The sequence below is a fragment of the Shewanella sp. c952 genome (assembly GCF_019654975.1).
Lineage (GTDB): Bacteria > Pseudomonadota > Gammaproteobacteria > Enterobacterales > Shewanellaceae > Shewanella.
This window is the reverse complement of sequence record NZ_BPEW01000012.1, coordinates 24,574-50,893: the sequence shown is the minus strand read 5'-3', so window position 1 is coordinate 50,893 and position 26,320 is coordinate 24,574. Positions and strand designations below refer to the sequence as shown.

General features: G+C 42.5%; 23 protein-coding genes. 20 read left to right on the top strand and 3 right to left on the bottom strand.

Features of this window, described 5'->3' with window-relative positions:
* Positions 1-99 precede the first annotated feature (99 nt).
* The 19 genes from K5R16_RS10360 to K5R16_RS10270 all read left to right on the top strand — a co-directional run bounded on the left by K5R16_RS10360 (position 100) and on the right by K5R16_RS10270 (position 21,085).
* The gene (locus tag K5R16_RS10360; RefSeq protein ID WP_220737484.1) at positions 100-705 is read left to right on the top strand and encodes a GNAT family N-acetyltransferase; all 606 of its coding nucleotides are present in this window, start codon (positions 100-102) and stop codon (positions 703-705) included.
* Between the two features lie 134 nt (positions 706-839).
* Positions 840-1,244, top strand: a complete 405-nt coding sequence (locus K5R16_RS10355; RefSeq protein WP_259649835.1) for a hypothetical protein — start codon at positions 840-842, stop codon at positions 1,242-1,244.
* Between the two features lie 138 nt (positions 1,245-1,382).
* Entirely contained in the window at positions 1,383-1,772 is a 390-nt protein-coding gene (locus K5R16_RS10350) for a hypothetical protein (RefSeq protein WP_220737483.1), read from the top strand.
* A 391-nt stretch (positions 1,773-2,163) separates the two neighbouring features.
* Positions 2,164-2,850, top strand: a complete 687-nt coding sequence (locus K5R16_RS10345; RefSeq protein WP_220737482.1) for an ABC transporter ATP-binding protein — start codon at positions 2,164-2,166, stop codon at positions 2,848-2,850.
* A complete protein-coding gene (locus K5R16_RS10340) occupies positions 2,816-3,880 on the top strand; it encodes an HlyD family secretion protein (protein ID WP_259649834.1) in 1,065 nt (354 codons plus the stop codon). Before K5R16_RS10345 ends, K5R16_RS10340 begins: the two co-directional genes overlap by 35 nt.
* Complete coding sequence (locus K5R16_RS10335; protein WP_220737481.1) at positions 3,877-5,043, top strand: efflux RND transporter periplasmic adaptor subunit; 1,167 nt, start codon at positions 3,877-3,879, stop codon at positions 5,041-5,043. Before K5R16_RS10340 ends, K5R16_RS10335 begins: the two co-directional genes overlap by 4 nt.
* Before the next feature lie 62 nt (positions 5,044-5,105).
* Positions 5,106-6,269, top strand: coding sequence for an efflux RND transporter periplasmic adaptor subunit (locus tag K5R16_RS10330; RefSeq protein ID WP_374758394.1), 1,164 nt, complete (start codon positions 5,106-5,108; stop codon positions 6,267-6,269).
* The gene (locus tag K5R16_RS10325) at positions 6,266-7,540 is read left to right on the top strand and encodes an ABC transporter permease (protein ID WP_220737479.1); all 1,275 of its coding nucleotides are present in this window, start codon (positions 6,266-6,268) and stop codon (positions 7,538-7,540) included. The genes K5R16_RS10330 and K5R16_RS10325 overlap by 4 nt, the downstream gene beginning before the upstream one ends.
* Positions 7,541-8,237: 697 nt before the next feature.
* Positions 8,238-9,599: a Na(+)-translocating NADH-quinone reductase subunit A gene (locus tag K5R16_RS10320; RefSeq protein WP_220737478.1), complete on the top strand. Its 1,362-nt coding sequence runs from the start codon at positions 8,238-8,240 to the stop codon at positions 9,597-9,599.
* On the top strand, positions 9,599-10,813 hold the full coding sequence (locus K5R16_RS10315; protein WP_220737477.1) for an NADH:ubiquinone reductase (Na(+)-transporting) subunit B: 1,215 nt from the start codon (positions 9,599-9,601) through the stop codon (positions 10,811-10,813). The genes K5R16_RS10320 and K5R16_RS10315 overlap by 1 nt, the downstream gene beginning before the upstream one ends.
* Positions 10,803-10,952: a hypothetical protein gene (locus K5R16_RS10310; RefSeq protein ID WP_220737476.1), complete on the top strand. Its 150-nt coding sequence runs from the start codon at positions 10,803-10,805 to the stop codon at positions 10,950-10,952. Before K5R16_RS10315 ends, K5R16_RS10310 begins: the two co-directional genes overlap by 11 nt.
* The gene (locus K5R16_RS10305; protein ID WP_220737475.1) at positions 10,952-11,734 is read left to right on the top strand and encodes a Na(+)-translocating NADH-quinone reductase subunit C; all 783 of its coding nucleotides are present in this window, start codon (positions 10,952-10,954) and stop codon (positions 11,732-11,734) included. The genes K5R16_RS10310 and K5R16_RS10305 overlap by 1 nt, the downstream gene beginning before the upstream one ends.
* Positions 11,734-12,357, top strand: coding sequence for an NADH:ubiquinone reductase (Na(+)-transporting) subunit D (locus tag K5R16_RS10300; protein WP_220737474.1), 624 nt, complete (start codon positions 11,734-11,736; stop codon positions 12,355-12,357). The genes K5R16_RS10305 and K5R16_RS10300 overlap by 1 nt, the downstream gene beginning before the upstream one ends.
* A gap of 8 nt (positions 12,358-12,365) precedes the next feature.
* Positions 12,366-12,974, top strand: coding sequence for an NADH:ubiquinone reductase (Na(+)-transporting) subunit E (nqrE, locus tag K5R16_RS10295; RefSeq protein WP_020912964.1), 609 nt, complete (start codon positions 12,366-12,368; stop codon positions 12,972-12,974).
* Between the two features lie 53 nt (positions 12,975-13,027).
* A complete protein-coding gene (gene nqrF, locus K5R16_RS10290; RefSeq protein ID WP_220737473.1) occupies positions 13,028-14,245 on the top strand; it encodes an NADH:ubiquinone reductase (Na(+)-transporting) subunit F in 1,218 nt (405 codons plus the stop codon).
* A gap of 405 nt (positions 14,246-14,650) precedes the next feature.
* Positions 14,651-15,406, top strand: a complete 756-nt coding sequence (locus K5R16_RS10285) for a putative porin (protein WP_220737472.1) — start codon at positions 14,651-14,653, stop codon at positions 15,404-15,406.
* Between the two features lie 503 nt (positions 15,407-15,909).
* The gene (gene rpoH, locus K5R16_RS10280) at positions 15,910-16,749 is read left to right on the top strand and encodes an RNA polymerase sigma factor RpoH (protein WP_259649833.1); all 840 of its coding nucleotides are present in this window, start codon (positions 15,910-15,912) and stop codon (positions 16,747-16,749) included.
* Between the two features lie 260 nt (positions 16,750-17,009).
* The gene (locus tag K5R16_RS10275; protein WP_220737470.1) at positions 17,010-20,186 is read left to right on the top strand and encodes an NAD(P)-binding protein; all 3,177 of its coding nucleotides are present in this window, start codon (positions 17,010-17,012) and stop codon (positions 20,184-20,186) included.
* Positions 20,187-20,581: 395 nt separating this feature from the next.
* A complete protein-coding gene (locus K5R16_RS10270; RefSeq protein ID WP_220737469.1) occupies positions 20,582-21,085 on the top strand; it encodes a DUF1801 domain-containing protein in 504 nt (167 codons plus the stop codon).
* Between the two features lie 102 nt (positions 21,086-21,187).
* Here the strand turns inward: K5R16_RS10270 and ggt are convergent, their stop codons facing one another.
* Positions 21,188-22,939 carry a gamma-glutamyltransferase gene (gene ggt / locus K5R16_RS10265; protein WP_220737468.1) on the bottom strand — a complete coding sequence of 584 codons (1,752 nt, stop codon included), beginning with the start codon at positions 22,937-22,939 and terminating at the stop codon, positions 21,188-21,190.
* A gap of 179 nt (positions 22,940-23,118) precedes the next feature.
* Here ggt and K5R16_RS10260 point away from each other — a divergent pair, with 179 nt between their 5' ends.
* Positions 23,119-24,330, top strand: a complete 1,212-nt coding sequence (locus K5R16_RS10260; RefSeq protein ID WP_259649832.1) for a GNAT family N-acetyltransferase — start codon at positions 23,119-23,121, stop codon at positions 24,328-24,330.
* 45 nt (positions 24,331-24,375) lie between these two features.
* Here the strand turns inward: K5R16_RS10260 and K5R16_RS10255 are convergent, their stop codons facing one another.
* Both K5R16_RS10255 and hppD read right to left on the bottom strand, forming a co-directional pair.
* Entirely contained in the window at positions 24,376-24,996 is a 621-nt protein-coding gene (locus K5R16_RS10255; RefSeq protein ID WP_220737467.1) for a LysE family translocator, read from the bottom strand.
* Positions 24,997-25,227: 231 nt separating this feature from the next.
* Entirely contained in the window at positions 25,228-26,268 is a 1,041-nt protein-coding gene (hppD, locus tag K5R16_RS10250; RefSeq protein ID WP_220737466.1) for a 4-hydroxyphenylpyruvate dioxygenase, read from the bottom strand.
* Positions 26,269-26,320 lie beyond the last annotated feature (52 nt).

Genomic DNA, 26,320 nt, shown 5'->3' with positions numbered 1-26,320 from the left:
CTCTAACGGGTAAAGAAAGGGGAAATGTAGACCCGTAAATTGTATTTATCTTGCTTGACTAATCATGCTAGGTTAATTAAAAAAACAAAGGAGGTTGAGGTGAACGCACAAGAAGTGAGAAACAACGCGCTAGTGGGTGAACATGTTGTTTTAGAGCCTTTAACGTTAGCGCATTCCCCCGCATTGAGCATTGCGGTTTGTGATGGTGATTTGTGGCAGCTTTGGTATACCAAGGTACCGAATCCCGAAGACATGAATGACTACATCAAGCAAGCGTTATCGGACGAACAAAAAGGAGAGTCGCTTGCCTTTGCTGTTCGAGATCGTCATTCCGGAGAGATTGTAGGTTGTACCAGGATATGCCACTGGCAACAAAGTCATCGTCGCTTAGAAATAGGCCATACATGGTATGCTAAAAGTGTTCAACGTACAGCGGTCAATACTGAGTGCAAACTGTTGTTATTGAGCTATGCGTTTGAAACATTGGATGTTATAGCTGTTGAATTTCGTACACATGTACACAATGAAGTGTCACGTCAGGCTATTTGCCGCTTAGGTGCTAACCAAGATGGCATTTTGCGAAATCATCAGATATTAGCTAATGGCACCATAAGGGATACAGTAGTCTATTCAATTATCGATTCAGAATGGAGTGACGTTAAAAAAGGATTACGCGCCAAACTTCAGGTGAACGTACAGTCTTAGACTATTGATAATATAGCGCTTTATCTCAACCCTCCAATAATTAAGTGGCATGTTTTTTACTGTTGCTCTTGATATTAAATGAAAGCTAAAGTAGAAATAGTTAAATCGAACGATTATAAAAAAGGATTATTTTAATGTCTGGAACAATTTTGCCAAAAATACTGGCACTGTCCATTGGGCTGCTCGCTTTTAACGCCGCAGCAGGAGATGCCGAAGATGCGCTTACTAAAGAGTTAACTGAATGTGCTGCATATTATCAGATAGCTTCAAATGCGATAGCTGCAATGAATGCCCCACAGATGCAAGCTGTGGGTGATAGATTAAAAGCTTCTGGTGAACAAGCGGTTGAAATTGCGAACAAGTACCAAACCGAAGAGTACGTTAATGAGGCCGTTCTTGTCGCAACGAAGCAACATAAAGCATCAATGCCTAACTCAAAAAGCTTAGGGCCATTGATGGGGAAATATAAAGAAAAATGCAAAGTGGTGATTAGTCAGCCTGATCAGCGGCTCGATTATTGGACGATGGCAACCATGTAATAAAAAAGAGAGCGGAAGCTCTCTTTTTTTGTAAGATTAGCGCGATACTCCCTGTCTTATACACTAAGACTTGTGCCAAATAGTAAACTATCTTTACTAGCAGAGTCTTTTACATACTAAATAGGATTGGGACGTGCGATGAATTTCTACTTTTTGTTTGCAGGGGTGCTCGCGGCATTGACCAGTGTCGGACACTTAACATACGGTAAACGCCATTTTCTAGCACCTATGCTGCAAGCGGATTTTGATCCCGTAGCTAAAACCACCATGTATTGTGTGTTTCACTATATTTCAATCTTCCTGCTGTTATCGACTTTGATACTTTTAGCTTGTGCTTTTGAAGCTGTGTCGCAGATGCATAGCTTTGGCATGTTGGTTTTTATAGCACTTAACTTTGGTTTATTTGCGATTTGGCAGATGTATATTGCGTTTATGAGTGAAGTTGAAAGGCCATTTAAATATCTGTTTCAATGGATATTCTTTCTGAGTATTTCAATATTGACAATAATCGGTGCGATTTTGACCTAGTGCAAAACTTAGCGGGAAGCAGAACAAAGGCGCCCAAAATGCCCTTAAGCTAGAAAAGATGAATTATTTGCATTGTTTTAATCCACAGATACCTTGTTTTTTCAATTCAAGAACAGTAGGTTATTAGCATAATAAAAAATGTTTCAAATGGATTGAAACCACGAAATCAGGATGAACCATGCCAATAGTGATTAAAACAAGCTTATCTTTGTTACCCCTTTTTCAGCAGCTCTCACCTTCAATATCCAAGTTTTATCCTACCGTTTGATAGATTGAAAATATCACGTTAACTTACAAATTTTTGTCAAAGTTTTGGCTATTTTATTGTGCCTTTAGTTGTATTATAGGCCGTTAGTCAGGCTGGGTTATTTGCTAAATAAAGAGCACTGTTATGATAGAAGTTCATGAATTAAAAAAAGAATATCCCATGGGTGATACATGTGTAAAAGCACTCAATGGAGTGAGTTTTAGTATTGCTAAAAATGAATTCGTTGCCATTATGGGGCCATCAGGCTCAGGTAAGTCGACCTTAATGAACATTATCGGTTGTCTCGATAAGCCTACATCAGGTGGTTATAGCCTAAATAATCAGGAAGTCGAAGATCTCGATGATGACGCTCTGTCAGCAGTTAGAAATAAAGAGATTGGTTTTGTGTTTCAAAGTTTTCATTTACTGCCACGCTTATCGGCCTTACAGAATGTGTTATTGCCGCTGAGGTTCTCAGCAAACCCCCAACAAGATTCAAGTTATGCTCACGAGCTTCTATCGCGAGTCGGACTTGGTACTCGCCATGATCATCGACCTAATCAGCTCTCTGGTGGACAAAGACAACGCGTCGCAATCGCTCGCTCTTTAGTTAACAAGCCCGCAATACTGTTGGCAGATGAACCCACTGGTGCACTTGACAGTAAAACTTCAGTCGAGATTATGGCGCTTTTTACCGAATTACATAAAGCGGGACAAACCATCATTTTGGTCACCCATGAAGAGGAAGTAGCAGCTTATGCTCAGCGGATTATCCGCATGAGAGATGGCGATATTGTTGAGATTGAAGAGAGGGCAACCAATGCAGCTTAAAGCCATTATAAGTTTGTCAGCACTCTATTTATTGCTGGCCTATACGCCAAGTATTGTCGTCGCCAATGAATTGTCATCAGCAGCTCAAGTATTACCAAGTGATGCTCCGCTTACGTTAGATCCCGCGTTATCCCCATTACTGTTAACGGGCAAGGTTTCGTCGGTTGTTTCGCAACCCATTATGGTGCCAAAAGCAGGGGATGCTTGGCGGTATCAAATCCAGTGGATGCTACCTGAAGGCAGTATTGCTAAAACAGGTGAAGTGGTGGTTATTTTTGATAAGAGCGCCATCGCTAATAAAATTGAGCAGTTGGAGGCGAGTTTATTAAGAGTAACCGCTCAAGAGCAAAGTCAGTCGATAGAGCTTGATGCACAGATTTTACAAGCTGAATTTGATTTAAAGCAAGCGAGACTAGAACTTGAGAAAGCAGAATTGGATGCTGGGATCCCAGCCAAATATATTGCGGCAAAAGATTACGCGGACAATCAATTTAATAAACTTAAGGCGAATTCTGAACTGTCAAAAAAGGTCCAGTCTTTAAAAGAGATAACAGATAAAAGAGCGGCATCAATCGCTCAGTTGCATATTGATAAGACGCGAGCACTTAGAGAGTTAGAGCAATCGCTTAAAGGGTTAGAGCAGTTAGAGATCACCTCCACAATTAATGGCCCCATTTTATATGGAAGAGATCCTTGGTCTGATAAAAAATTTGCAGTCGGAGATTCGGTGCAAATTGGTCGACAGGTGGCCACAATTCCAGCGATGAAAGAGCTTGAAGTGATTGCTTGGGTCAATGAAGTTGATGTTGATAGATTGAAAATTGGTGATGCCGTAAGTCTGAGGCTGGACTCGCAACCAAGCACCTCCCTTAGTGGTGCTATTGAGGGCATTAGCCGTCAAGCAACAAAGCAAACAGCTTGGGGTAGCAGCAATTGGTTTAGAGTTGAAATTACATTTACTAGCGATGAAAGAGTGAAGATCATTCCAGGAATGAGCGTATTAGTCGAGCCTATTAGGAGTACTACATGAAGGGAACTTTAGTAAGGATCTCATTGATGAGTGCGTTATTAGTCGGCTGCTCAGACTCCGCTGTCACCCAAATTGAATCGGGGGTGCTGAGCCAGCAGATCGAAGTCACAGGAGAGCTGGTATCGTCTAATACTGTCAATTTAAAACCGCCAGCTATTCGGCGGGTCTGGCAATATCAAATAAAAATGTTAGCACCAGAAGGCAGTGATGTAAGCGAAGGCGATCGCGTTGCTCAGCTTGATACCTCTGAACTTGCGCAGCGACTTTCGGTTAAAAGTGCCAATTTAGAAACGACACTGCAAGATCTTGAAACTTCAAAGTTGCGTAACGCGAAGAAGTTGGAAGAGTTAAAGCTTGAACTTGCCGAAGCTAAAATGAATCAAGAGAAAAGCCGGCTTAAAGTTGAGATCTCTGACGAAACGGTTTCCGTCATCGACAAGAAAAAGTATCAACGAGACGCCATTATTGCTACCGATAGAGTGGGCTTGATCCATAAGAAGATAGAATTAGAGAGTTTGAGTGCAGAGCAAAGAGTCAAGATGCTTGAAGGAGACAAGCAGAAGTTTGAACTGGAAGTCGCAGCACTTAAAAAAGGTATTCAATCGCTTACCCTTATCGCGCCTCGAGGTGGCATGGTGGTATACGGCAATGATCAACAAGGCAATAAAGTTGCCGAAGGACAAAATGTGTTTAATGGCGATACCTTATTGAGTATTCCAGATCTTAAGCATATGCAAGTCAATATGACTATTCCTGAAGTTGAAGCCGGTAGAGTTAAAGTTGGTCAAAAACTTAAAATTCGTTTAGATGCCAATCCCGAAAGAAGTTTCAATGGTGAAATAAAAGAGCTTGGCGCCGTATTTAGAGTCAAAAACCAAGATGTGCCTTTAGTGATCTTTGATGCTGTAGCCAGTATTCAAGAGGCGGATACCGAGTTGATGAGGCCTGGTATGACGGCAAAAATCAGTATTGATATCGCTAATAATACCGAGCAATTACTGGTATCGCTTGATGCAGTGCATTATGAACGAGGTAATGCATACGTCTACACTCCAGGCTTATTGAGTAACAGTAAACAGTTCGTGTCGCTGGGTGCTATGGGCAAAGAACAGGTGGTAATAACATCAGGTTTAAATGAAGGCGATGAGGTGTTGCTACCATGATTAATTCAGTAATAAACAAGCGCACACTGATAGCTGCTGCGGTTAGCGGTTTCCTATTGATAATGACAACGGGTTGCAGTCAGCAAAAGAGTGATGGCGTACTGACACTTGAAATCGTAGCCGCTGATTTTAAAGTTGATATTCCAGCCTCTGGAGAACTTGAAGCGGCTAACTCGACGACAGTGACTGTGCCGTCTGGCCTCAGGGGACCACAATCTTTAGCTTGGATCATGGATAATTTTAGCAATGTAAAAGCTGGTGATGTGGTTGCTACTATGGATTCAACAAGAGAAAGCTACCGATTGGAAATGGAAAAGCTCGATTTTGACCGCTTAAGCTTAGACAGTCAGATCCAAACAGAGAAAGATAAAACCATAGATAAGACGCTAACAACGGACACTAAGCTGACGGGGGAGGAGCGTGAGCTAGCAGATCGCTTCTTTAGTGAGGATGAGCGTGTTTATACTAAAATAGACATTATTGATCAGATGCGTAATCAAGATTACTTAGAAGCGAAAATGACCTTCTATAACTGGGGGCTTGGCCAACATGGTTCTCAGGCGGATGCAGAGCAAGAGCTTATTAAGCTTAAGCAAAAGGGTCATCAAGCTAAAATGTCGCGTTACTCCAATAACCTCAATCAAATGCAGATCATAGCTCCTCACGATGGAGTCTTTGTTGCACAGGAAGGTTGGAATGGCGTGCCGCCAGTTGCTGGTGACATGATGTGGTCTGGAATGACCATCGGCACGCTACCTGATACATCGAAAATGCAAGCGAAGTTGTACGTATTGGAATCTGAAGCATTGGGTTTAGCAATAGGTAAACCGGTGACTCTGTATCTTGATGCTTATCCAGATATGCCAATTTTAGGAGAAGTCTCGCAATTAGATGCGTTGTCAAAATCGAAAGAGAAAGACAGCCCTGTAAACTACTTTGAATTAACCGTTAGCATAGATAAAACCATCGTTAAGGTGATGCAACCAGGAAGGCAAGTTAACGCCAGTGTACATGCTCTTGATCTTCAAAATGTTATTACTGTACCTAATCAAGCGTTATTCCAAAAATCCGGTGAGTACTGGGTCTATCTAAAGACATCTGCTGGTTTCATTAAGCAGAAGGTACAGCCTGGTAATCGCAGCTTAAATCGTACAGTTATTAAAGATGGGCTCACAAAAGGTGACACTATCGCCTTAACAACACCGCCGAAAAGGAATCGAGTATGACGGGTAATAGACCAACGGCACCTACAGTAAGCCTATCGATATACTTAGACGGTATAAAGCAAGCATTCGATGAGATGCGTCATCATAAATTGCGCACACTACTGACTCTTCTAGGAATGATTTTTGGTGTCGGCGCGGTGATTGCTATGCTTAGTGTCGGCGAAGGCGCCGAACGCGAAGCGCTGAAAATGATTGAATCAATGGGAGTAAATAATCTTGTTGTTAATGCTCGAGCGACAGAAGGGGAAGCACTCAAGTCAGTGCGTGAACATAGTGTCGGCTTAAGCCTTAGAGATATTGATAGCGCAACCGATACATTGCCTTTTGTTGAAAATTGGAGTGCGGAAAAGAACGTTAAAGTCTTTAGCCTGTTTAGTTTAAAAGGGCGCAGCGACGCAAAGGTCTTAGGTGTCACACCAAGTTATTTCGATTTGAGTGCTTTAGATTTAGGTGAGGGGCGAAGGCTAAACCAAGCAGACGAGTCACACTTTCAACAGGTGACTGTTCTGGGTCCTGAAGCAGCACAAAGCCTTTTTCCACAAGGCAATGCCATTGGCAGTTTAGTTAAAGTTAATCACCAATGGTTTACGGTTGTTGGCGTGCTATCTGAAAAAGAGGGCACTAAGTCAACGATTCAAGGCGTTAAGTTAGGTGGCGAGCGAAATCAGGTTTTTATCCCACTGAGCACAGCGCTGAAAAAGATGCAGTTTAAGCATTTGGAGGATGAATTGGATTCCTTTAAATTGGCGCTAGTTGATGGCGTCGATCCAACGTTAGCCTCTAAAAGCTTGCAGCACCTTCTGAATCGTCGCCATGGTGGAGAAAAAGATTTTGATGTTGTTGTACCAGCCGATTTACTGGCTCAGCATCAGAAGACGCAGCAGATATTTAATATCGTTATGGCTTGTGTTGCTGGGATCTCCTTACTTGTGGGCGGCATTGGCATTATGAATATTATGTTGGCGACCATTCTAGAAAGAACTGGTGAGATTGGGCTCTTAAGAGCGTTAGGCGCTAAACGAAAGGATATTGCGCGGCAATTTCTTATCGAGAGTATCGCAATCTCTGCAACTGGGGGCATTATCGGTATTGGTGTTGGATTATTGTTGGCGTTGGTTATCTCTTCTGCAGCCGGTTGGCCTGTAGCTTGGTCTCCTTTCGCTATTGTACTTGCGCTGGGAGTTTGTATGACAATCGGTGTCGGTTTTGGTTTATATCCAGCTAAAAAGGCCGCCAAACTCGACCCTATTGTTGCTTTGCAAAGGGATTAAATCTGCGTTGTTTCAAACTGCTCTAAACGGAAGGGGAGTCAAATTGAATGACTCCTCTGTGTTTACTTTATTAATTCTAATCTAGCGCCTCGCTTCTGAGTTGGATTTACGATCTACAGTGTATGCTCGTTACAATAAATAGCAGTGATATTTAAGGCTAGCGGATTTTGGCTGGCGGCTATAACGCAATAATAGTATCTATATTGGTACGTTACTCGAGTAAAACGTTAATTATCTGGTTTAGCGTTACCGGGCTTTTTTGTCATAAAGTTGTTAAGTATTACTGATGGCTAAACGGTCAAATCGATGTAGCTTTGTTAGATGTTGTTAAATGTACCTTGTTCAGTCATACAGTGAAATACACTGGTTATAGCTATTATAGTGACAGTTAGTTCTGCCTCAGGCTTGTGAAAGTAAGTTAGCGTGAGAGGTCATGCTGCACTTCAAGTTTTTCACCATTTTTGCTAGCTAGGGCCTGTATTTTATCTTTGAAAATCTCCCTCGTTTTTGTTGTAAAATTACATTAATGCCTGTTTGAGTTAACCAAATATGAAACAATTTCTCTGTACTTGCTTAGCTAAGCGCTTTTTTGTATGTAACTTACAAAATCCGCCACGAAGTGTGATGTCAAACGTGGAATATTAGTTAACAAACAACTACTATTAGTCATCCAATTATTTAACGGTTGATGTTTGTGATGACAGGTTATTCAAACCCAGTTATAACAGTGAAAAAAGGCCTCGACGTGCCAATTGCTGGCGAGCCTAAGCAGGTTGTTGATGCTAGCAAATCTTGCTCCCATGTTGCACTTTTGGGAGAGGAATATGTTGGTTTAAAACCAACGATGTTAGTAGAAATCGGCGATGTGGTGCAAAAGGGTCAAGTTCTTTTTGAAGATAAAAAGAATATTGGCGTTAAGTTCACAGCACCCGCTAGCGGCAAAATCATTGCTATCAACCGTGGCGAGCGAAGGCTTTTTCAGTCTATCGTCATTGAATGCAATCAAGGTGATTCAATTCATTTTGGTATAGATGAAGATATCCAAGCATTAAGTCGCAGCCAAGTGCAAGCAAAGCTGGTCGATAGTGGTTTGTGGACGGCTTTACGCACTCGACCTTTCTCCCGCGTTCCCAATATAGACTCTACGCCAGCAGGCATTTTTGTCAGCGCGATGGACAGTAACCCATTGGCAGCTGACCCTTTGATTGTTATTGCAGAGCAAGCCGATGCATTTGCTGCAGGGCTTGCTGTTTTAGGTCAACTTACCGACGGAAAAGTTCATTTGGGTCAAGCGCCAGGCGAGAAGCTACCTGGTAGCGAATTGCCTCATGTCATCAATCACTATTTTGAAGGCGTACATCCTGCGGGTTTAGTTGGCACCCATATTCATTTTGTGTTGCCCGCTAGCCTTGAACGTCCTGTTTGGCATTTGGGTTATCAAGATGTGATTGCTTACGGCAAACTGTTTTTAACTGGCGAGATTTACACTGACCGTGTTGTTGCTCTTGCTGGGCCGGATGTTATCAAGCCGCGATTAGTTCGCGTTCAAACCGGTGCTTGTTTATCAGAAGTGGTCGCTGGTGAACTGCAAGAGGGTAACTCTCGTGTGGTTTCAGGTTCTGTTTTGTCGGGTCATACTGCTTTTGGCGTCCATGATTTCCTCGGGCGTTTTCATAATCAAGTCAGTGTGCTTCAAGAAGATTCACAACACCATCTATTACCATGGGTAAGAGGTGGTTCTGAAAAATTCTCCATCACTCGTGCGGTTACCTCACGTCTTAAAGGCGCTAAGAAACTATTTAACTTAACCACCCATACAGGCGGCTCAGCTCGTGCAATGATGGCTTTTGGTCAATTAGACCGAGTGATGCCGCTTGATGTTTTGCCAACGCTGTTAGTACGCGATCTCGTTGTTAGAGATACTGATGAAGCGCAAGCTTTAGGGGCATTGGAACTTGATGAAGAAGATTTAGCATTATGTACCTTTGTGTGTCCCGGCAAGTACGATTTTGGTAAAGAGCTGCGCGCTTGTTTAGAAATTATTGAGAGGGAAGGTTGATGAGTCAACAAGATAAAAAGCCCGATATCCAAGAGGATTATTATGCACCGGGCAACTCAGTAAAGGGTTATCTGCACTCTTTACTTGTGGCTCATGGTCGAAGTACTAAAGGCAAGGTACATGTTCGAGATGCCATCGATGTAAAAAGAACCATGACAATTGTGGGGTTGTGTTTATTGCCAGCCATCTTGTTTGGTATATACAACATCGGTCTACAAGCACAGATTGCAGTAGCATCGGGTTTAGAAGCTTCTAGCGTGTGGCAGCTTATTCCTTTTAATGCCATTTTTGGTGGCATGACGGAGCAAACAGGCTTTATTGGTTTAGTTATTTACGGCATAAGCTTGTATGCACCTATCTACATTACAGCGCTGTTAGTGAGTCTGTTTTGGGAAATGGTATTTGCTAAGGTACGCGGTCAAGAACTACACGAAGGCTTCTTTGTGACTGCTTTGCTATTTACTTTGATCTTGCCTGTTTCTACGCCGCTTTGGCTAGTGGCAATGGGGATCACCTTTGGTGTCATAATGGCAAAAGAGGTGTTCGGTGGTATGGGATATAACTTCCTTAATCCCGCACTAGCAGGTCTGGCGTTTATCTACTTCGCCTATCCATCGCAGGTTACTGCTGTTACTCAACTCGTTGCCGTAGATGGATTCTCTGGTGCGACAACGTTAATGCAAACAGCAGCTGGCAAAATGAGCTTTGCTGATTATGCATGGTATGAAGCGTTTACCGATCCTAACTGGTGGAATGCTTTCTTTGGTTTTACTGTGGGTGCAATTGGTGAAACTAGCACTCTGGCATTACTCATCGGTGGTGGGTTCCTAATCCTTACCCGTCTTGCTGACTGGCGTATCGTAGCGGGTGTACTCGCAGGCATGATAGCGACAGCCACACTATTTAACATTATTGGTTCATCTAAAAATGAACTGTTTGCTATGCCGTGGACTTGGCATTTAGTAACCGGTGGTTTTGCGATTGCAATGATGTTTATGGCAACAGATCCGGTGACTACATCTTATACCCGTAAAGGTAAGGTGGCCTATGGACTGTTAATTGGTTTTATGACCGTGCTCATTCGAGTTGTTAATCCAAAGATGCCTGAAGGTGTCATGCTCGCGATATTGTTCGCCAACTTATGGGCGCCAATCTTTGATTACCTCGTCGCGAAAGCCAACATTAAACGGAGACTGAAACGTAATGGTCTTTAAAGCTCATCAAAAAGCCAATTCTATTGCTGTGGCGATGCCAGCGATGTTATTAGCCAAACTCTGGGAAGCGATATTTGAGTACCTACTCTATCGTATGCCTAAAAGTGCAAAGCAGGTCAATACGGGGAATAAAGCGTAATGGCATTTAAGAAAGATTCATTTTTGGGCACGATGATTTTCACCGTGACCCTCTGCCTATTGTGTTCATTTATGATCACAGGTACAGCAGAGCTGCTAAAAGAGCGCAAGCTGGTCAAGAAACGTGACGAGCTTAAACGCAATGTATTAATAGCTGCAGACGTCGATATAGCGGATAAAGACTTTAGAGCGATATTCGACAAAGACGTTAAGCCTTTATTAGTGACGCTCGAGACTGGCGATGTTGCTACTGGTTCTGAAATTAACGTGCTAGATTTTGATGACAAAATGGCGGCAATTAACCCAGAAACCTCAGTAAAGCTTGAGAAAAAGCAAGATAAAGCCAAAATCAAAACCCGTGCTAACCAAGTACGAGTCTTTAAAGTCTTTGACGATAATAACCAGCTAGAGGCTGTAGTATTGCCTATTTACGGCAAAGGCTTATGGTCGATGGTTTATGGTTATGTGGCGTTGCAACCTGACTTTAATACCGTTGAAAATGTCGTGTTTTATGAGCATGGTGAAACTCCGGGTATTGGTGATTTCCTAAATGACTCAGAGTGGACCGACAAATGGCATGGTAAGCAGCTATTTAATGAGAAGGGAAAAGTCTCTTTCAAAGTTGTTAAAGGCGGTGCTAAAGCTGGAGATGTTCATGGTGTTGATGCTGTCAGTGGAGCAACAATGACAGGTCGAGGAGTCCAACGAGCTGTGCAGTTTTGGTTTGGCTCTGAAGGGTTTGAAACGTTCCTAAATAAGCTAAAAGCGTCGGAGGCTAAGTGATGAGTACTCAAACTGCATCAACTCGTGACATTTTAACCAGTCCTATTTTCAGCAATAACCCCGTAGCGATGCAAGTGCTTGGGGTATGTTCTGCGCTAGCTGTTAGTAACTCAATGCAAACCGCATTAGTAATGACAATCGCCGTGACATTTGTACTGGTATTCTCAAATTTAATTATCTCCAGCATACGTTCTCTTATACCTAATAGTGTACGTATTATTGCGCAAATGACGGTCATTGCTTCATTAGTGATTATTGTCGACATGGTATTACAAGATATAGCGTATGAATTATCACGTCAGCTGTCAGTATTCGTTGGTTTGATTATCACCAACTGTATCATCATGGGGCGTGCTGAAGCATTTGCTATGAAAAATCCACCACATCTCGCTGTGGTTGATGCTGTTGGTAATGCAATGGGATACGGCGTGATCTTATTGGGTGTGGCGTTTGTTCGTGAACTACTTGGTAGTGGTACCTTGTTTGGCCATGAAATTTTACAAACCGTTGAAAACGGCGGTTGGTATTTAGCTAATGAGATGTTCAAGCTACCACCAAGTGCGTTCTTCTTAATTGGTTTGATGATCTGGTCAATTAACGTCATTCAGCGTAAGCGAGGGTAGTAGGCGATATGGAACATTATATAAACCTGTTTATTCAGGCTGCGTTTATCGACAACATGGCACTGTCATTCTTCATGGGAATGTGTACTTTTTTAGCCGTGTCTAAGAAAGTGTCGACCTCCTTTGGTTTGGGGATAGCGGTTATCGTGGTAATGACTTTAGCTGTGCCACTTAACCAAATAATTTACGCCAATGTCTTAGCGCCTGGTGCGCTAGCTTGGGCAGGTTACCCTGCATTAGATTTAAGCTATTTGCAGTTAATTACCTTTATTGGGGTGATTGCAGCCTTGGTACAGATCTTAGAGATGTTTTTAGATAAATACATTCCAGCATTGTATGACTCTCTTGGTATTTTCTTGCCATTGCTAACGGTAAACTGTGCGATTTTTGCAGGTGTTATCTTTATGGCTAACCGTGATTACTCACTGGGTGAGTCAGTGGTATTCGCCGCAGGTTCAGGCTTTGGCTGGGCAATGGCGATAGTGATGCTTGCTGGATTACGTGAGCGGATGAAATTCCATGCAATACCTGAAGGCCTACAGGGCATAGGTATTGTGTTTATTACCACCGGTTTGATGGCACTAGGCTTTATGGCTTTCTCTGGTATTTCTATTTAAGCCTGTTTAGTTAAGCAGCTTAATGAAAACGAATTAAACAAAAGGTAAATTCGATGGAAATGGCAATTGGTATCGGCATGTTCACCGCAGTGGTAAGCATGTTGGTCATGGTGATTTTATTCGCCAAAAGTAAATTGGTTTCTACGGGTGATGTTAATATCCGTATTAATGATGATGCTGAAAAAAGTATTTCAACAGCAGCGGGCGACAAACTGCTCGGCGCGTTAGCGGGCAAAAACATTTTCATTCCGTCAGCTTGTGGCGGAGGTGGTACATGTGGCCAATGTCGGGTGACTGTAAAATCTGGCGGTGGCGATATTTTGCCGACAGAACGTGACCATATCAGTAAAAAAGAGGCAAAAGAGGGCTGCCGTTTAGCCTGTCAGGTCTCAGTTAAAACGGATATGGAGCTTGAGGTTGAAGAGGAGATCTTTGGCGTTAAGAAGTGGCAATGTGAAGTTATTTCTAACAATAACACAGCGACTTTCATTAAAGAGTTATTGCTGAAACTACCAGAAGGCGAAGACGTTCTTTTCAAAGCGGGTGGTTATATTCAAATTGAAGCACCTGCGCATACTGTCAATTATGCAGACTTTGATATTCCCGCTGAGTATCGTGATGATTGGGAGAAGTACGAACTGTTTAAGCTAGTCTCAAAAGTCGATGAGGATGTTTTACGTGCTTATTCGATGGCTAACTACCCTGATGAAAAGGGGCGTATCATGCTTAATGTGCGTATTGCGACGCCACCTAATGATAAAGTGGCTCCGGGTAAAATGTCATCGTACATCTTTAACCTAAAGGCCGGTGATAAGGTGACTATCTCAGGTCCATTTGGTGAGTTCTTCGTTAAAGAGACCGATGCCGAAATGATTTTTGTTGGTGGTGGTGCGGGTATGGCACCCATGCGTTCACATATCTTCGATCAGCTTAAGAGCAAAAAGACGCAACGCAAGATGAGTTTTTGGTACGGTGCTCGTTCAACACGTGAAGTGTTCTATCAAGAAGATTTCGACATGTTAGCTGCTGAGAATGAAAACTTTGTCTGGCATGTCGCGCTATCTGATCCGTTACCTGAAGATAACTGGACCGGTTACACCGGCTTTATTCACAATGTATTGTTTGAAAACTACTTGCGTGACCACAAAGCGCCGGAAGATTGTGAGTTCTATATGTGTGGCCCTCCTATCATGAACTCGTCAGTGATTAACTTGCTAGAAAGCTTAGGTGTTGAGCCTGAAAATATTCTACTTGATGATTTCGGTGACTAAGTTAAATCCATTAGTTTAAATATAAAACGCAGCCATTGAGCTGCGTTTTTTATATCTAGAATTTGCGTTTAGTGTATGTACTTAAATTGTGCTACCGCTACAGGTTTAATGAATGCAAATTGTAAACGGTATGCTTTAGAGTTTAACGAAGAACACACTGCTCGATAAACTGCATTTTTTCTTTATCGTGATGTCGATATAAATAGTGTCGCAGAGTAAAGTGTTATTAAATGTAACTGTTGCATTACATTCTACTGTTAGATGTAATATATTGCTTTTCGCTAGGAGAGCAAAGCGTTCACTTGAAGTGGATGCCTGTAAAAGCTTGGAGAAGCTTCAGATCTGCTTAAGATAGTAAGTTAACGCTCTTCTCTTAGTGTTATTAATCATTTAAGGGAATAAACAATGAAAAAAACACCAATTGCATTAGCTTTATTATTCGCTACCGCCACGTCCTCTGCATTTGCCGCAGAAAATGAATTTCATCATGAAGCTAGAATCAACTACGGCACTAATTCTGAAGAAGTTAGCGACGGTGTATGGAGTGCCGCTTATCGATACTATTTTGAAGCAGTAGACCAAAGTAATGGTCCATATGCGCTCAATGGCTTTTTGGCTCAAAAATCAAATGTCGGCGTAAATTACCAGTATTATGATATAGAAAATTTTGATGTAGATTCAATCAACATCGATGGTAAATTTGTATTTGATTCAAACTGGTTTATTTCAGCTGCATACGGTAGAACAAATTTCGACAGCTTTGATACCGATTCATACTTAGCTGAAGTTGGTTACTATTTCAATTCATCTTCTGCAGTATCTGCATTTTATTCAGATAGCGATAATGATACCGCTGAGGAATATGGATTGGCTGTTCGCAGCTTTATGGCTTTAGAGTCAACTGCTGGAATTGAGCTTAGTGCTAACTGGTCGCATACAGATTTTGACGATACATTTAATGTCGGTGCTGATTGGTATATTAATGACTCCTGGTATGTCGGGGCAAACTATTTTGATACTAGATCAAGCGATTATTCTATTAGTACCGGCTATTGGTGGCAGATCTCCGATACCTTCTCAGCTACATTTGATGCTTCTAGACTCATCGATTCTGATGTAGACGGAGTTAACTTATCAGCGAGCATCGTAGGTCGCTTCTAATTATCTTATGATTTTAGGAGTCATTAACTAAGATAACGAGCTTCTTCTCTACATGAGGCTGTTAGATTTATACATTGATGACACCTTTGGTATAGGCAAAAGCAGTACTGGTGTTTACTAGTATTGCTTTTACATTTAATGCAAACCGTTAGTCGTCAACAATGTATCAGCTAGTTAATTTCCTCTCCATTTTATCGGTTTACTTTCACTTTTATCCTCCTTTCCAAAAAAGAATCGCTCATTCCATATTTGTTTTTTATGAATTTAATTTATTAAATATCAATAACTTGATTTATTGTTGTTACTGTTTTAGCTATTGATTATGTTTCATTTATTTATTGATTCGTAAGCGGTTTAAACTTCTTCACCATATTCAACGGGGCAGGGCTAAATCATCATTGGCTTGCTCATTACTTTTGCTCTCTATTCATGTTCCTTGTATCTGCCATATGTGCTGAACAGAGCGTGATGCGGCTACAAATTTATATATGGAAGGTTTTAATATGTCAGCTTCGAATTCATCAAGCGTAGATAGTTACATTCAATTTGCTCGAAGTATTCCGCGTTTAGACGCTGAAGCAGAGCGTGAACTCGCAAGACGCTATAGTGAAACCGGAGGCAAGTATTACTTGGATAAGTTGAGTACTTCACTGCTCGGCTTTGTGCTTCATATAGCAAAAGGATTTAAAGGCTATGGTTTACCTTTTGAAGATCTGATCCAAGAGGGAAATATAGGGTTACTAAAAGCGGTAAAAAAATTCGACTACCGCGCAGGTGTCCGTTTATCGACGTTTTCTGTGCATTGGATAAAAGCTGAGATCTGTGAGTATGTATTGAAGAATTGGCGACTAGTCAAAGTTGCTACTACTAAAGATCAGCGCAAGCTATTTTTTAATCTTCGAAGTCACAAAACCCATCAGGGTTGGTTTAGTAAGCAAGAGGCTCTCGCACTTGCTGAAAAGCTAGACATACCAGTCGACACCGTTGAAGAGATGGAGGCGAGAATGGCGGCGCGTGATGATAGCTTTGATGCAACACTTAACGAAGATGGAGAAGAGGGTGCTCAAAAATCTTTTGTCGTCGATGAATCGTCAGATCTTGCTGAGAGTATTGAACAAGCGCAATGGCAACAACATAATAAGTCTAAGCTGATGCGCACGCTTACAACGCTGAATGAACGCAGTCGTAATATTGTTCATTCTCGCTGGCTTGCCAATAAAAAAAGCACTCTTACAGAGTTATCTGAGACTTATGCCGTGTCAGCTGAAAGAATACGTCAGCTAGAAAAAGAAGCATTTGCAGCCATTAAGCAAGCAGACGAAAAACTAATGCAGTATCACTAGCCTTAAGCAGCTAAACTGTTTTAACTATATAGATGAGGCGGCAATTGTGATTAATGATTGCTGCCTCGCTAATATGGCGCTTAAAAGTGCGAACCTAGTGTTCTTTACTTAAGTTCAATGCGTTAAGGAGATACTGACAAGCATTCAACGTTGTTATTTATTGGTAAATAAATTAGCTTACTGGGAAGTTTGTTTTCTAAAAAGCCCGAGCAGCAAAGTACGGGCGAAATCACTACTCTTTACCAGCAAGGATCTAGGCAATGGACGCTCAACGCCCCAACTTCATCTATCCCCCCGGCTCAATGTTAATGCACTCGCCACTCATTTTAAGTAAAGCAGATATGTACGGCTTTTTTATGAAAGGAAAAATGGCCAACCTACAGTGCTCTATTGATAAGTGCCTTAATCAAGTGGCAGGCAGTACGATGTACTTTAAAGTACTTTCGCCTTATGTGTTAACCAGTTTTACTCGGGTTGATAAAGCCTACTCTGAATACCCAGAAGATAGAGACAAGGGCTGGATCCAAGAAACAGACATTGTTACTTGGGTCATGGTGGGCCGCCAAAATAGCAGTGACAGTGATGATATCAGCCATGTCTATTTTCATCCGCTGCACATATTCGTTAATGACGCGATGGCACTCATTAATGGACGTGAGTTGTTCGGTTACCCTAAGTACATGTGTGAATACGAGATGCCTGAAGTTGGAGAACCGCTAACTAAGCTCAGCCTTTCTGCTAAAAGTTTTAAGCATTTCTCACAAGATAGTGAATTGGCAATGCATCCGTTATTAAGTGTTGACTGCGAAGCCGCTGAAGAACATCAGCTCTCAGCTTTAGAGGCAATAGGACAGACTTGGGATCTATTTAAAGCGCAAACTGACTTTATTCCAGAACTCGATAAATTGGGCGAGCAGCAGTTATTTAGTTTGTTATTTAAACCCGCTATTGACCAAGTATTTTTAAAGCAACTACCTGACAGTGCTGGCGATAAAGCCGTTTACCAAGCAATTACAGCAGCGCCGGCTAAAGTCAATAAAGTGCACTCTATTTCGTTACTAGAAAATGATTTGCTAGCGACTGTGTTTGATAATGCCTCTTTTTCATTTAAAGAGTCGTTAGGCGTTGAACTGGGTGAACAAAATGTATTGCTGCCTTACCACGTTAACTTTGACTTTGAAGTTCCCCAAGGTGAAGTGTTAGTTGATAACTCAACCATAAAAAAAGAAAAAATCGCTATTTTAGGTGGCGGTGTGGCGGCAATGACCGCTGCGGCGTGCTTAACCGAGCAGCCTGGTTGGCAGAACCGCTATGAAATTGATGTTTATCAGATGGGTTGGCGAATTGGTGGTAAAGGCGCCAGTGGACGTAATGCTGAAAAAGGTCAACGTATCGAAGAGCATGGACTGCATATCTGGTTTGGTTTTTACCAAAATGCCTTTAATTTGATGCGTAAGGCTTATGAAGAACTCGATAGGCCCGCTGGTACCCCGCTAGCTACTTTCTTAGATGCCTTTAAACCACATAATTTTATTGTGTTGCAAGAGGATGTTGGTGGTGAATCAGACAGTTGGCCAATTCAGTTTCCAGAGCGCAGCGGGATCCCAGGAGATAGCACTGAAGTATTAACGCTTTGGAAAGTCGTCAAGGCAGCCTTTAGCTGGATCCGTCATTGGCTAACTGAGATGGATGACTTGCTTGATGCCCTGGAAGATGAAGACACCGCTAAGACGCAAGAGTCAGCCAGACCGGTTCACTGGTTTAGCCGTGAATGGTTTGAAGAACTAAATGACAAAATAGAAGACTCGATAGATGACGCTAAAGAGAGCTTGTCGTCACTGGCCGATAAGCTTGAATGTCACTTTAATCAAATGATTGGCCGAGATTGTGAAGCGCACCATCATGATACTGAAGATGAGGGCGGTTTTGTTGAATCTGCGGTGGATGCATTTAGGTCGCGCTTAGAAGAGCGTTTTGTTGATAAGTTAGAGACTAATGATGAACTGCGTAGATTATATATTGCAGCTGATCTGGGTTTAACCATCTTAAAAGGCATGTTCGTTGATGATGTATTTAAGCATGGCTTTGATGTTATTAACGATTATGACTACCGTGAGTGGTTAACTAAGCACGGTGCGAATCAAACCTTTACTGTCGATTCTGCGCCAGTGCGTGGTTTTTACGATCTGGTGTTTGCCTATGAAAAAGGCAATTTTGATAATCCTAACTTGGAAGCCGGTACCATTATCCGTTCAATGATGCGGATTGCACTGTGCTACCAAGGCGGGGTGATGTGGGAGATGCAGGCTGGTATGGGCGATACCGTCTTTACGCCTTACTATGAAGTGCTTAAACGTCGTGGTGTTAATTTTCACTTCTTTAATCAGGTCGATAACTTAGAGTGTGTTAACCACAGTATTCAGGCGATAGAGATCACTGAGCAAGTGGCACTAAAACAGGGTGTTGAATCATACTCGCCACTTGTTGATGTTAAGGGGCTTGATTGTTGGCCAAGCCAACCTAAACTCGAAGAACTCGATGAAACGCAAGCGCAATTGATTAAGCAACATGATGTTAATTTGGAGCATTTCTGGAGTAATTGGCAGGAGGTTTATCAGGCCCATTATGGACAGCCATTGCCTAAAAAGCGGCTAGTAAAGGGTAAAGATTTTGACAAGGTGATATTTGGTTTGTCTATTGGCTCAGTGCCTCATGTGGCTAAAGAGGTCATGGAGCAAAGTGAAGTCTTAAGCAAAAGTGTTGAGAAAGTAAAAACGGTTGCCACTCAGGCTTATCAACTGTGGCTGGATCAGGATTTAGCGGGCATGGGGTGGCCTTTAAGGCCTGATAATGGCGAAGAGCCTGTACTGTCAGGGTTTACTGAACCGTTTGATACTTGGGCGTCGTTAACGCATTTGATTAAGATGGAAGACTGGCAGGGCGCTCAACCTAAAAATGCGAGCTATTTTTGCTCTGCATTACCTGTTGAGCATTACCCGCCAGCATCTGAAACCGGTTTCCAAGCTCATAAAACATCAATAGCAAAAGCGGGTGCGATAGGGCAGTTAGATAACCAAATCTATAAGCTTTGGGATAATGTGCCTGCGCCTGGCAGCCAATCAGCGCTGACAACTGGCGGATTCCCTTGGCAGTGGCTTCATGATGAAAACGATTCGACTGGAGTCGCTCGATTTGATAGCCAATACTGGCGCGCTAATGTTGATCCTTCTGAACGTTATGTGATGTCAGTAAAGGGCAGTACTCAATACCGAGTCGATACTGATGGTACCGGCATAGATAACCTGTTTGTGACTGGTGATTGGATTAAAACCGGGATTAATGCAAGCTGCGTTGAAGCGGCAACCATGGCGGGAATGCAAACATCTCGAGCGATATGTGGCTACCCTGAAATCATTAAAGGTGAAAAAGATTTTTAGTCTGTTATTACTAGGGCCTGTTGAACTTTTATGGTTGTTTTTACAGCAACTTATTGGCCATTTTGGCAAGGCAGAGGCTATGCCGTGTAGTGATTCTCCACAAATAGCCTTTAACGCAGAAAAAATGGCCAAGAAATGCTGTCCTTTGGATTCGTTTCATTGCTTCTATTCTTTTATGACTAGCATGGGCTATGAGCGCTTCAGGTAACTGGCTAAGCGTTATCGCTCAAGCCTTGCAGTAGCAGCATTATTGCTTACGGTAAAGAATCGAACAAAAACTAAGCTCGAAAGATCAACAGACCCTAACACAACTCCATATAAAGGGCAGGGCGTACGCTTTGCCCTTTTTATTACACTGTTAATGTTTGTAGCTACACTATTTAAAGATATTGCCATTGCAATGGTTATTAACAGAGAGGGGAAAGATGGCTGCAAGTGTTAATACTGCCAATAAAAAGGTTCAATCTGTAACAAGGTCAGTGAGTCAATCATTAAAGACACAGCCTACCAGTGCGGACGCCTCTTTATTTTTAACACAGAAACTTTCAGGGAAAAAGCTTGAAGATTGCCAAGCACTGCTGCAATTGTTTTCTACTGTAACCAAACAACCTGCTGTTATGTGGGGCAGCATCATAGGTTTTGACCAATATCACTACCGCTATGCTTCTGGTCGTGAAGGAGATTGGCCGATAACGGGTTTTGCAGCAAGAAAAAATGATATCACTATATACCTTATGAATGGTTTTGGTGATTACCAAGAGATTCTACCTAAGCTTGGTAAACATAAAACCGGTAAGTCATGTTTATATATAAAGCGGTTAAGTGATGTAGATTTAGCGGTATTGACTGAATTGATCCGCGACTCAATTGCCAAAATGAAAAAACGTTACCCAGAATGAGCTTGGTTGGTAAGGTTTTCTCCCTTCAAAAAATGCGCTTCCATTAATAATGAAAGCGCATTGTTGCTAAAGCTTATCTGATAATCGGTGCTAGTCGTTAATCTAGTAACCTATGGTCGCGCTGCCTGCTCGACGTGGATCTGATGAGCCAAATATACCTTGTTCAGTCACCATGATTGATTGTGTCGAACCCATAGAGTTATTGACCTTTATCTTATGGCCTTTCTCCTCCAACAGCTGACGAGTATCGAGGTTCAACGTATGTTCCACTCGCAATACATCAGGCAACCATTGATGGTGAACTCGAGCTGCATTGGTCGCTTCAGCGATGTTAAAATCATGGTCAATCACGTTCATAATAACCTGCAAGGTCGTGGTGATAATGCGAGAACCACCAGGACTACCAGTAACGATATACGGTTTACCGTCTTTCATTACGATAGTCGGGCTCATGGAACTCAGTGGTCGTTTTCTGCCCTCAACAGCATTAGCCTCACCACCGATTAAGCCAAAGCCGTTGGGCACTCCAGGTTTTGCTGAAAAGTCATCCATCTCATTATTAAGTAATATGCCAGTGCCTTTGGCAACTAAGCCTGAACCATAGCTAAAATTAAGGGTATAAGTATTGGATACCGCATTGCCCCACTTATCCACCACAGAATAATGGGTGGTTTGGTTACTTTCATAGGGTGCGAGTTTGCCGGGTTTAATTTCGCTGCTAGGCGTAGCCCTATTCATGACAATTTTTTTAGAGAGAGTTTTGGCGTACTCTTTATTGGTTAAAGCATCAACCGGCACATTAACAAAATCAGGATCGCCCAAATACTCACTGCGATCGGCATAGGCCCGCTTCATGGATTCAGTCATTAGGTGCAAAGTGGCGGCGCTGTTGTGGCCAAGTTTTCCTATCGGATATTGCTCTAACATATTGAGCATCTCGATAATATGGATACCACCTGATGAGGGTGGCGGCATAGAAACGACTTGATAGCCGCGATAATTACCCGATACAGGCTTTCTTTCAATAGCTTGATATTGTTTTAAATCATCAAGCGTCATTATGCCACCGGCGGCTTTAACTGCTGCGACGATTTTTTCGGCCGTTTCACCTTGATAAAACCCTTTGCTACCCTGTTTTGCTATTAGCGACAAGGAATTCGCCAATTCTGGTTGTTTTAAGATTTCACCGCTTTGGTAGTCAGTGTTATCTTTTTTGTAGAAAATTTCAGCTGAACTTGGCCACTGGGCAATTCGTCTCTTTAACCCTGATAATGAAGAAGCTAAATCAGGGGTAACGACTATGCCATTTTTAGCCATATCGATAGCAGTTTTAGTGACCTGTGCCATGGTCATCGTGCCGTACTGCTCTAGTGCGAGTTCCATCCCCATCACTGTTCCAGGTACCCCGACTGCCAGACCGTGTTCACGGCTAAGTTTTTTTACTGCATTTCCTTTTTCATCTAGGAAAATGTCTTTGTGCGCCTTAGCTGGAGCCATTTCTCGGTAATCGATTGCAACAGTCTTATTTTGCTCGGCCAGATGCACTAACATAAAACCGCCGCCACCAATGTTACCTGCTCTTGGTAAGGTGACCGCTAGACTAAAACCTACTGCGACTGCAGCATCTACAGCATTACCGCCTTGCTTAAGTATTGCTACTCCCGCCTGGGTTGCTAATGCTTCTTGGCTGGCAACCATACCGTGTTCAGCCCAAACTGGATGCGCGGTGGCCATATGGCTGTAGATAGAAGTCTCAGCGGCACTCACCGATAGCGGTGCGCTGGCGGTTAGTGTTAGAGTCGTGAAGGGAATTGCCATTGAAATGGCAAATGCTAAGGCCTTAAACGAGCGCATTTTCAATCCTTTGTTTATTGTCTGTAGAGGTTGATTCTTTTTGGAGAAACCAGTTCAACTCTTAAATTAGACTAGCAATGTGCCGCTTATCGGGTATAAATGCAATAGTGATAGATTAATCATCTATATTGGTGGTTAGTATTGAAAGAGCCTAAACATAACGGGAGTGATAAAAGAGTTTGGATAAGCAACAAGCCAAAGAAAGCACAGACCTAAATAGTGATTTTCAGCTCAGGGCTGAATTTGTTGAGAGTATTGATGCGATCAGTCCTAGAACTTGGGACCGATTAATGGATGATAATAATCCATTTAATAATCATGCCTATTTAGCGGCATTGGAGCGCAGTGGTTGTGTTTGCCAGCGTACAGGCTGGAAACCATTGCATCTTGTTGTGTACCACCTAACTGACATCGTCGCTGTGATGCCCTTGTATATAAAAAGTCATTCCTATGGTGAATATATCTTTGACTGGGCCTGGGCTGAAGCGTATGAAAGACATCAAATCCCCTATTATCCAAAGCTTGTCTCAGCCATTCCATTTACCCCTGTTACAGGCAAACGGATTGGCATCGCGGCTGATATGCCTCTGCTAATTGTTTGCGATGCAATTACGCAGGTGCTTGGTGATATTTCGATAGAAAACGGTTTCTCTAGCTGGCACTGTTTATTCCTCCCTAAAGCACAGTTCAGCAGTATGTCTCAAGCTCATACCGCTGAGAATGCATGTTTAACAAGGCTGAGTACTCAGTTTCACTGGCACAATAGAGACTATAAGGATTTTGATGGTTTTTTAATGTCATTGACCTCACGTAAACGTAAAGATATCAATAAAGAGCGTGGCAAACTAACGCCACATAAGTTGAGCTTTGAGTTCGTTGCAGCCAGTGATACGACGGCTGCAATGTGGCAAAGTTTCTACGCCTGTTATAGGCAAACTTATGCAAAACGCTCAGGGCATGCGGGCTACTTAAATCTAGCGTTTTTTGAGTCAATTGCTAATACCATGCCTGATAATGTCTTGCTGCTATTGGTGCAAGATACACAGGGGCAGGTAGTCGCATCTGCACTGTATTTTAAGTCCACAACTCATCTTTACGGTCGCTATTGGGGGAGCTTGGTCGATATCGACGGCTTGCACTTTGAAACTTGCTACTATCAAGGTATTGAATACTGCATCACTGAGAAACTACAAGTGTTTGACGCTGGCGCGCAAGGTGAGCATAAGGTGTCTCGAGGATTTGAACCTATCGCCACTTACTCAACTCATGAGATCACGCATCCAGAATTTCGCAGCGCTATTGAAAGCTTTACTCTGCAAGAGGCTGACAACATTAAGAGCTATATGCAACAACTCACCAGCAAGTTGCCTTATCGACAAGCCGCTGATTAAGCAATTAGCAGAGGTTTGTAGTTTGCAATACAGCGCGTTGATTGTTTAACCCAGTGCTAACCAAAAACCGACGCCTATCATTAATGAGCCGGCAATGCGGTTCATCCATTTGATATTATCGCCACGACTCAAGAATACCCGCAGGCTTTTACCGCCAGTGGCGTAAGCCATCATACTGGTAAATTCAGTAAACATAATAATGGATAAAAGTGCTAATAACTGCGGCGCCACTTCCCGTTCGACGTTTATAAACGGAGGTAGCAAGGACACCATAAACGCCCAGCCTTTAGGGTTGGCAATGGCGGTCATAAAGCCTTGAGTCATTAACTCCAAATTGCCAACACTTGGCGCAGTTTGGCCCTCAACTAAAGCCATTTTACCTTTTGAACGCCACATGTTGATGCCGATATAAGCCAAATAAGCACCACCAACCCACTTGAGTACTGCAAAAGCCTCTGGGTAGTTCAGCATAATACTGGCAACGCCCATAACGGCTGCTACAGCCACCAGTGCAACACCCACCAATTCACCGGCCATCATCCACATAGTACGGCGCACACCAATACTCATCCCTAGTGTCATCGCCAGCGTCATGCACATCCCTGGGGTGATAGAGACAAAAAAGAAGGTCGGTAGAAATACGGCGAGTAGAGCGATATCTGGCATGGGGGAGGGATCTCGTTAGTAATTGCTTCAGTAGCTGGTATCAGCGATATTTCAGGTAGAACGTCTACAAGTCAAAAGACTGAGAGCTATTGTAGATAATTACTGGCGGCTTGGATATATCATTGCCGAGAAATGTTCTGACTATAGAGACAAAAAACCAGCTTAGTCATTTGGCAGACTTAAGCTGGTTTTATAAAGTAAATATTTGCTTAGGTTCTACTCTTTAAAAAATTAGAGTACACCGCGTCTTTGTTGATCACGTTCAATAGACTCAAACAAAGCTTTGAAGTTACCTTCGCCAAAACCAAGGTTGTTCTTACGTTGGATGATCTCTATAAAGATTGGGCCGAATAGATTCTTAGTAAAGATCTGTAGCAGATAACCCTCTTCGTCACCATCAACTAGGATCTGGTGGTGCTTAATACGTTCACGATCTTCAGTCACCTGCGGTAGCTTATCGAAAATAGTGTCGTAGTACTCAGGAATAATATCGAGGGTTTGGATTGATGATCCTTCCATAGCATCCAAAGAACCGACAATGTCGCGACTTCTGAAAGCTAAATGTTGTACACCTGGACCGTCATATTCACGCAAGTACTCATCAATTTGGTTTTTGTCATTACCTTTACCTTCATTGATTGGAATACAGAAGCTTCCATCTGGTGAGCGTAAGGCGTATGACACAAGTGCTGTTTGAGAACCTTTAATGTCAAAGTAACGAACTTCAGTGAAACCAAAGATATCTTTATAAAAGTTAGACCAATGTTCCATCGTGCCTTTGTAAACATTGTTCGTCAGGTGATCAACTTCAATAAAGCCCTTTTCTTGGGTGATCACTTGCTCGTCTAAATCTTCAAAGTCAGTGGCATAAATATTGTCATTCTCGCCGAAAGTGTCGATGAAATAGATAAGGCTGTCACCAATACCGTATATGGCTGGGTATGGCATATCCTTTGCTTCTTCATCTGCAGGCTTTGCACCGCGAGCAACTGCGCCTTCAAAAGCAAACTGTGCATCTTCTACGCGCCAACCCATTGAACAAATTGCTGGGCCGTGACTTTTGGCAAACTCTGCAGAAAAACCTTTACGTTCGGTATTAAGCAGGAAATTGATATCATTCTGCTTGTAGTAGAGGATCTCTTTAGATTTGGATTTTTTTAGTAAAGAAAAACCAAAATCAATAAAAACCTGATGCATATAATCTTGCTCAGGAGTCGCGAACTCAGTAAATTCGATACCGAGTAAGCCGAGTGGGTTTTGTTCGCTTGCCATTGTAATATCCTTTATCAATTCTTAGTCGCCATTACGTTGATGGCTGTTGCTC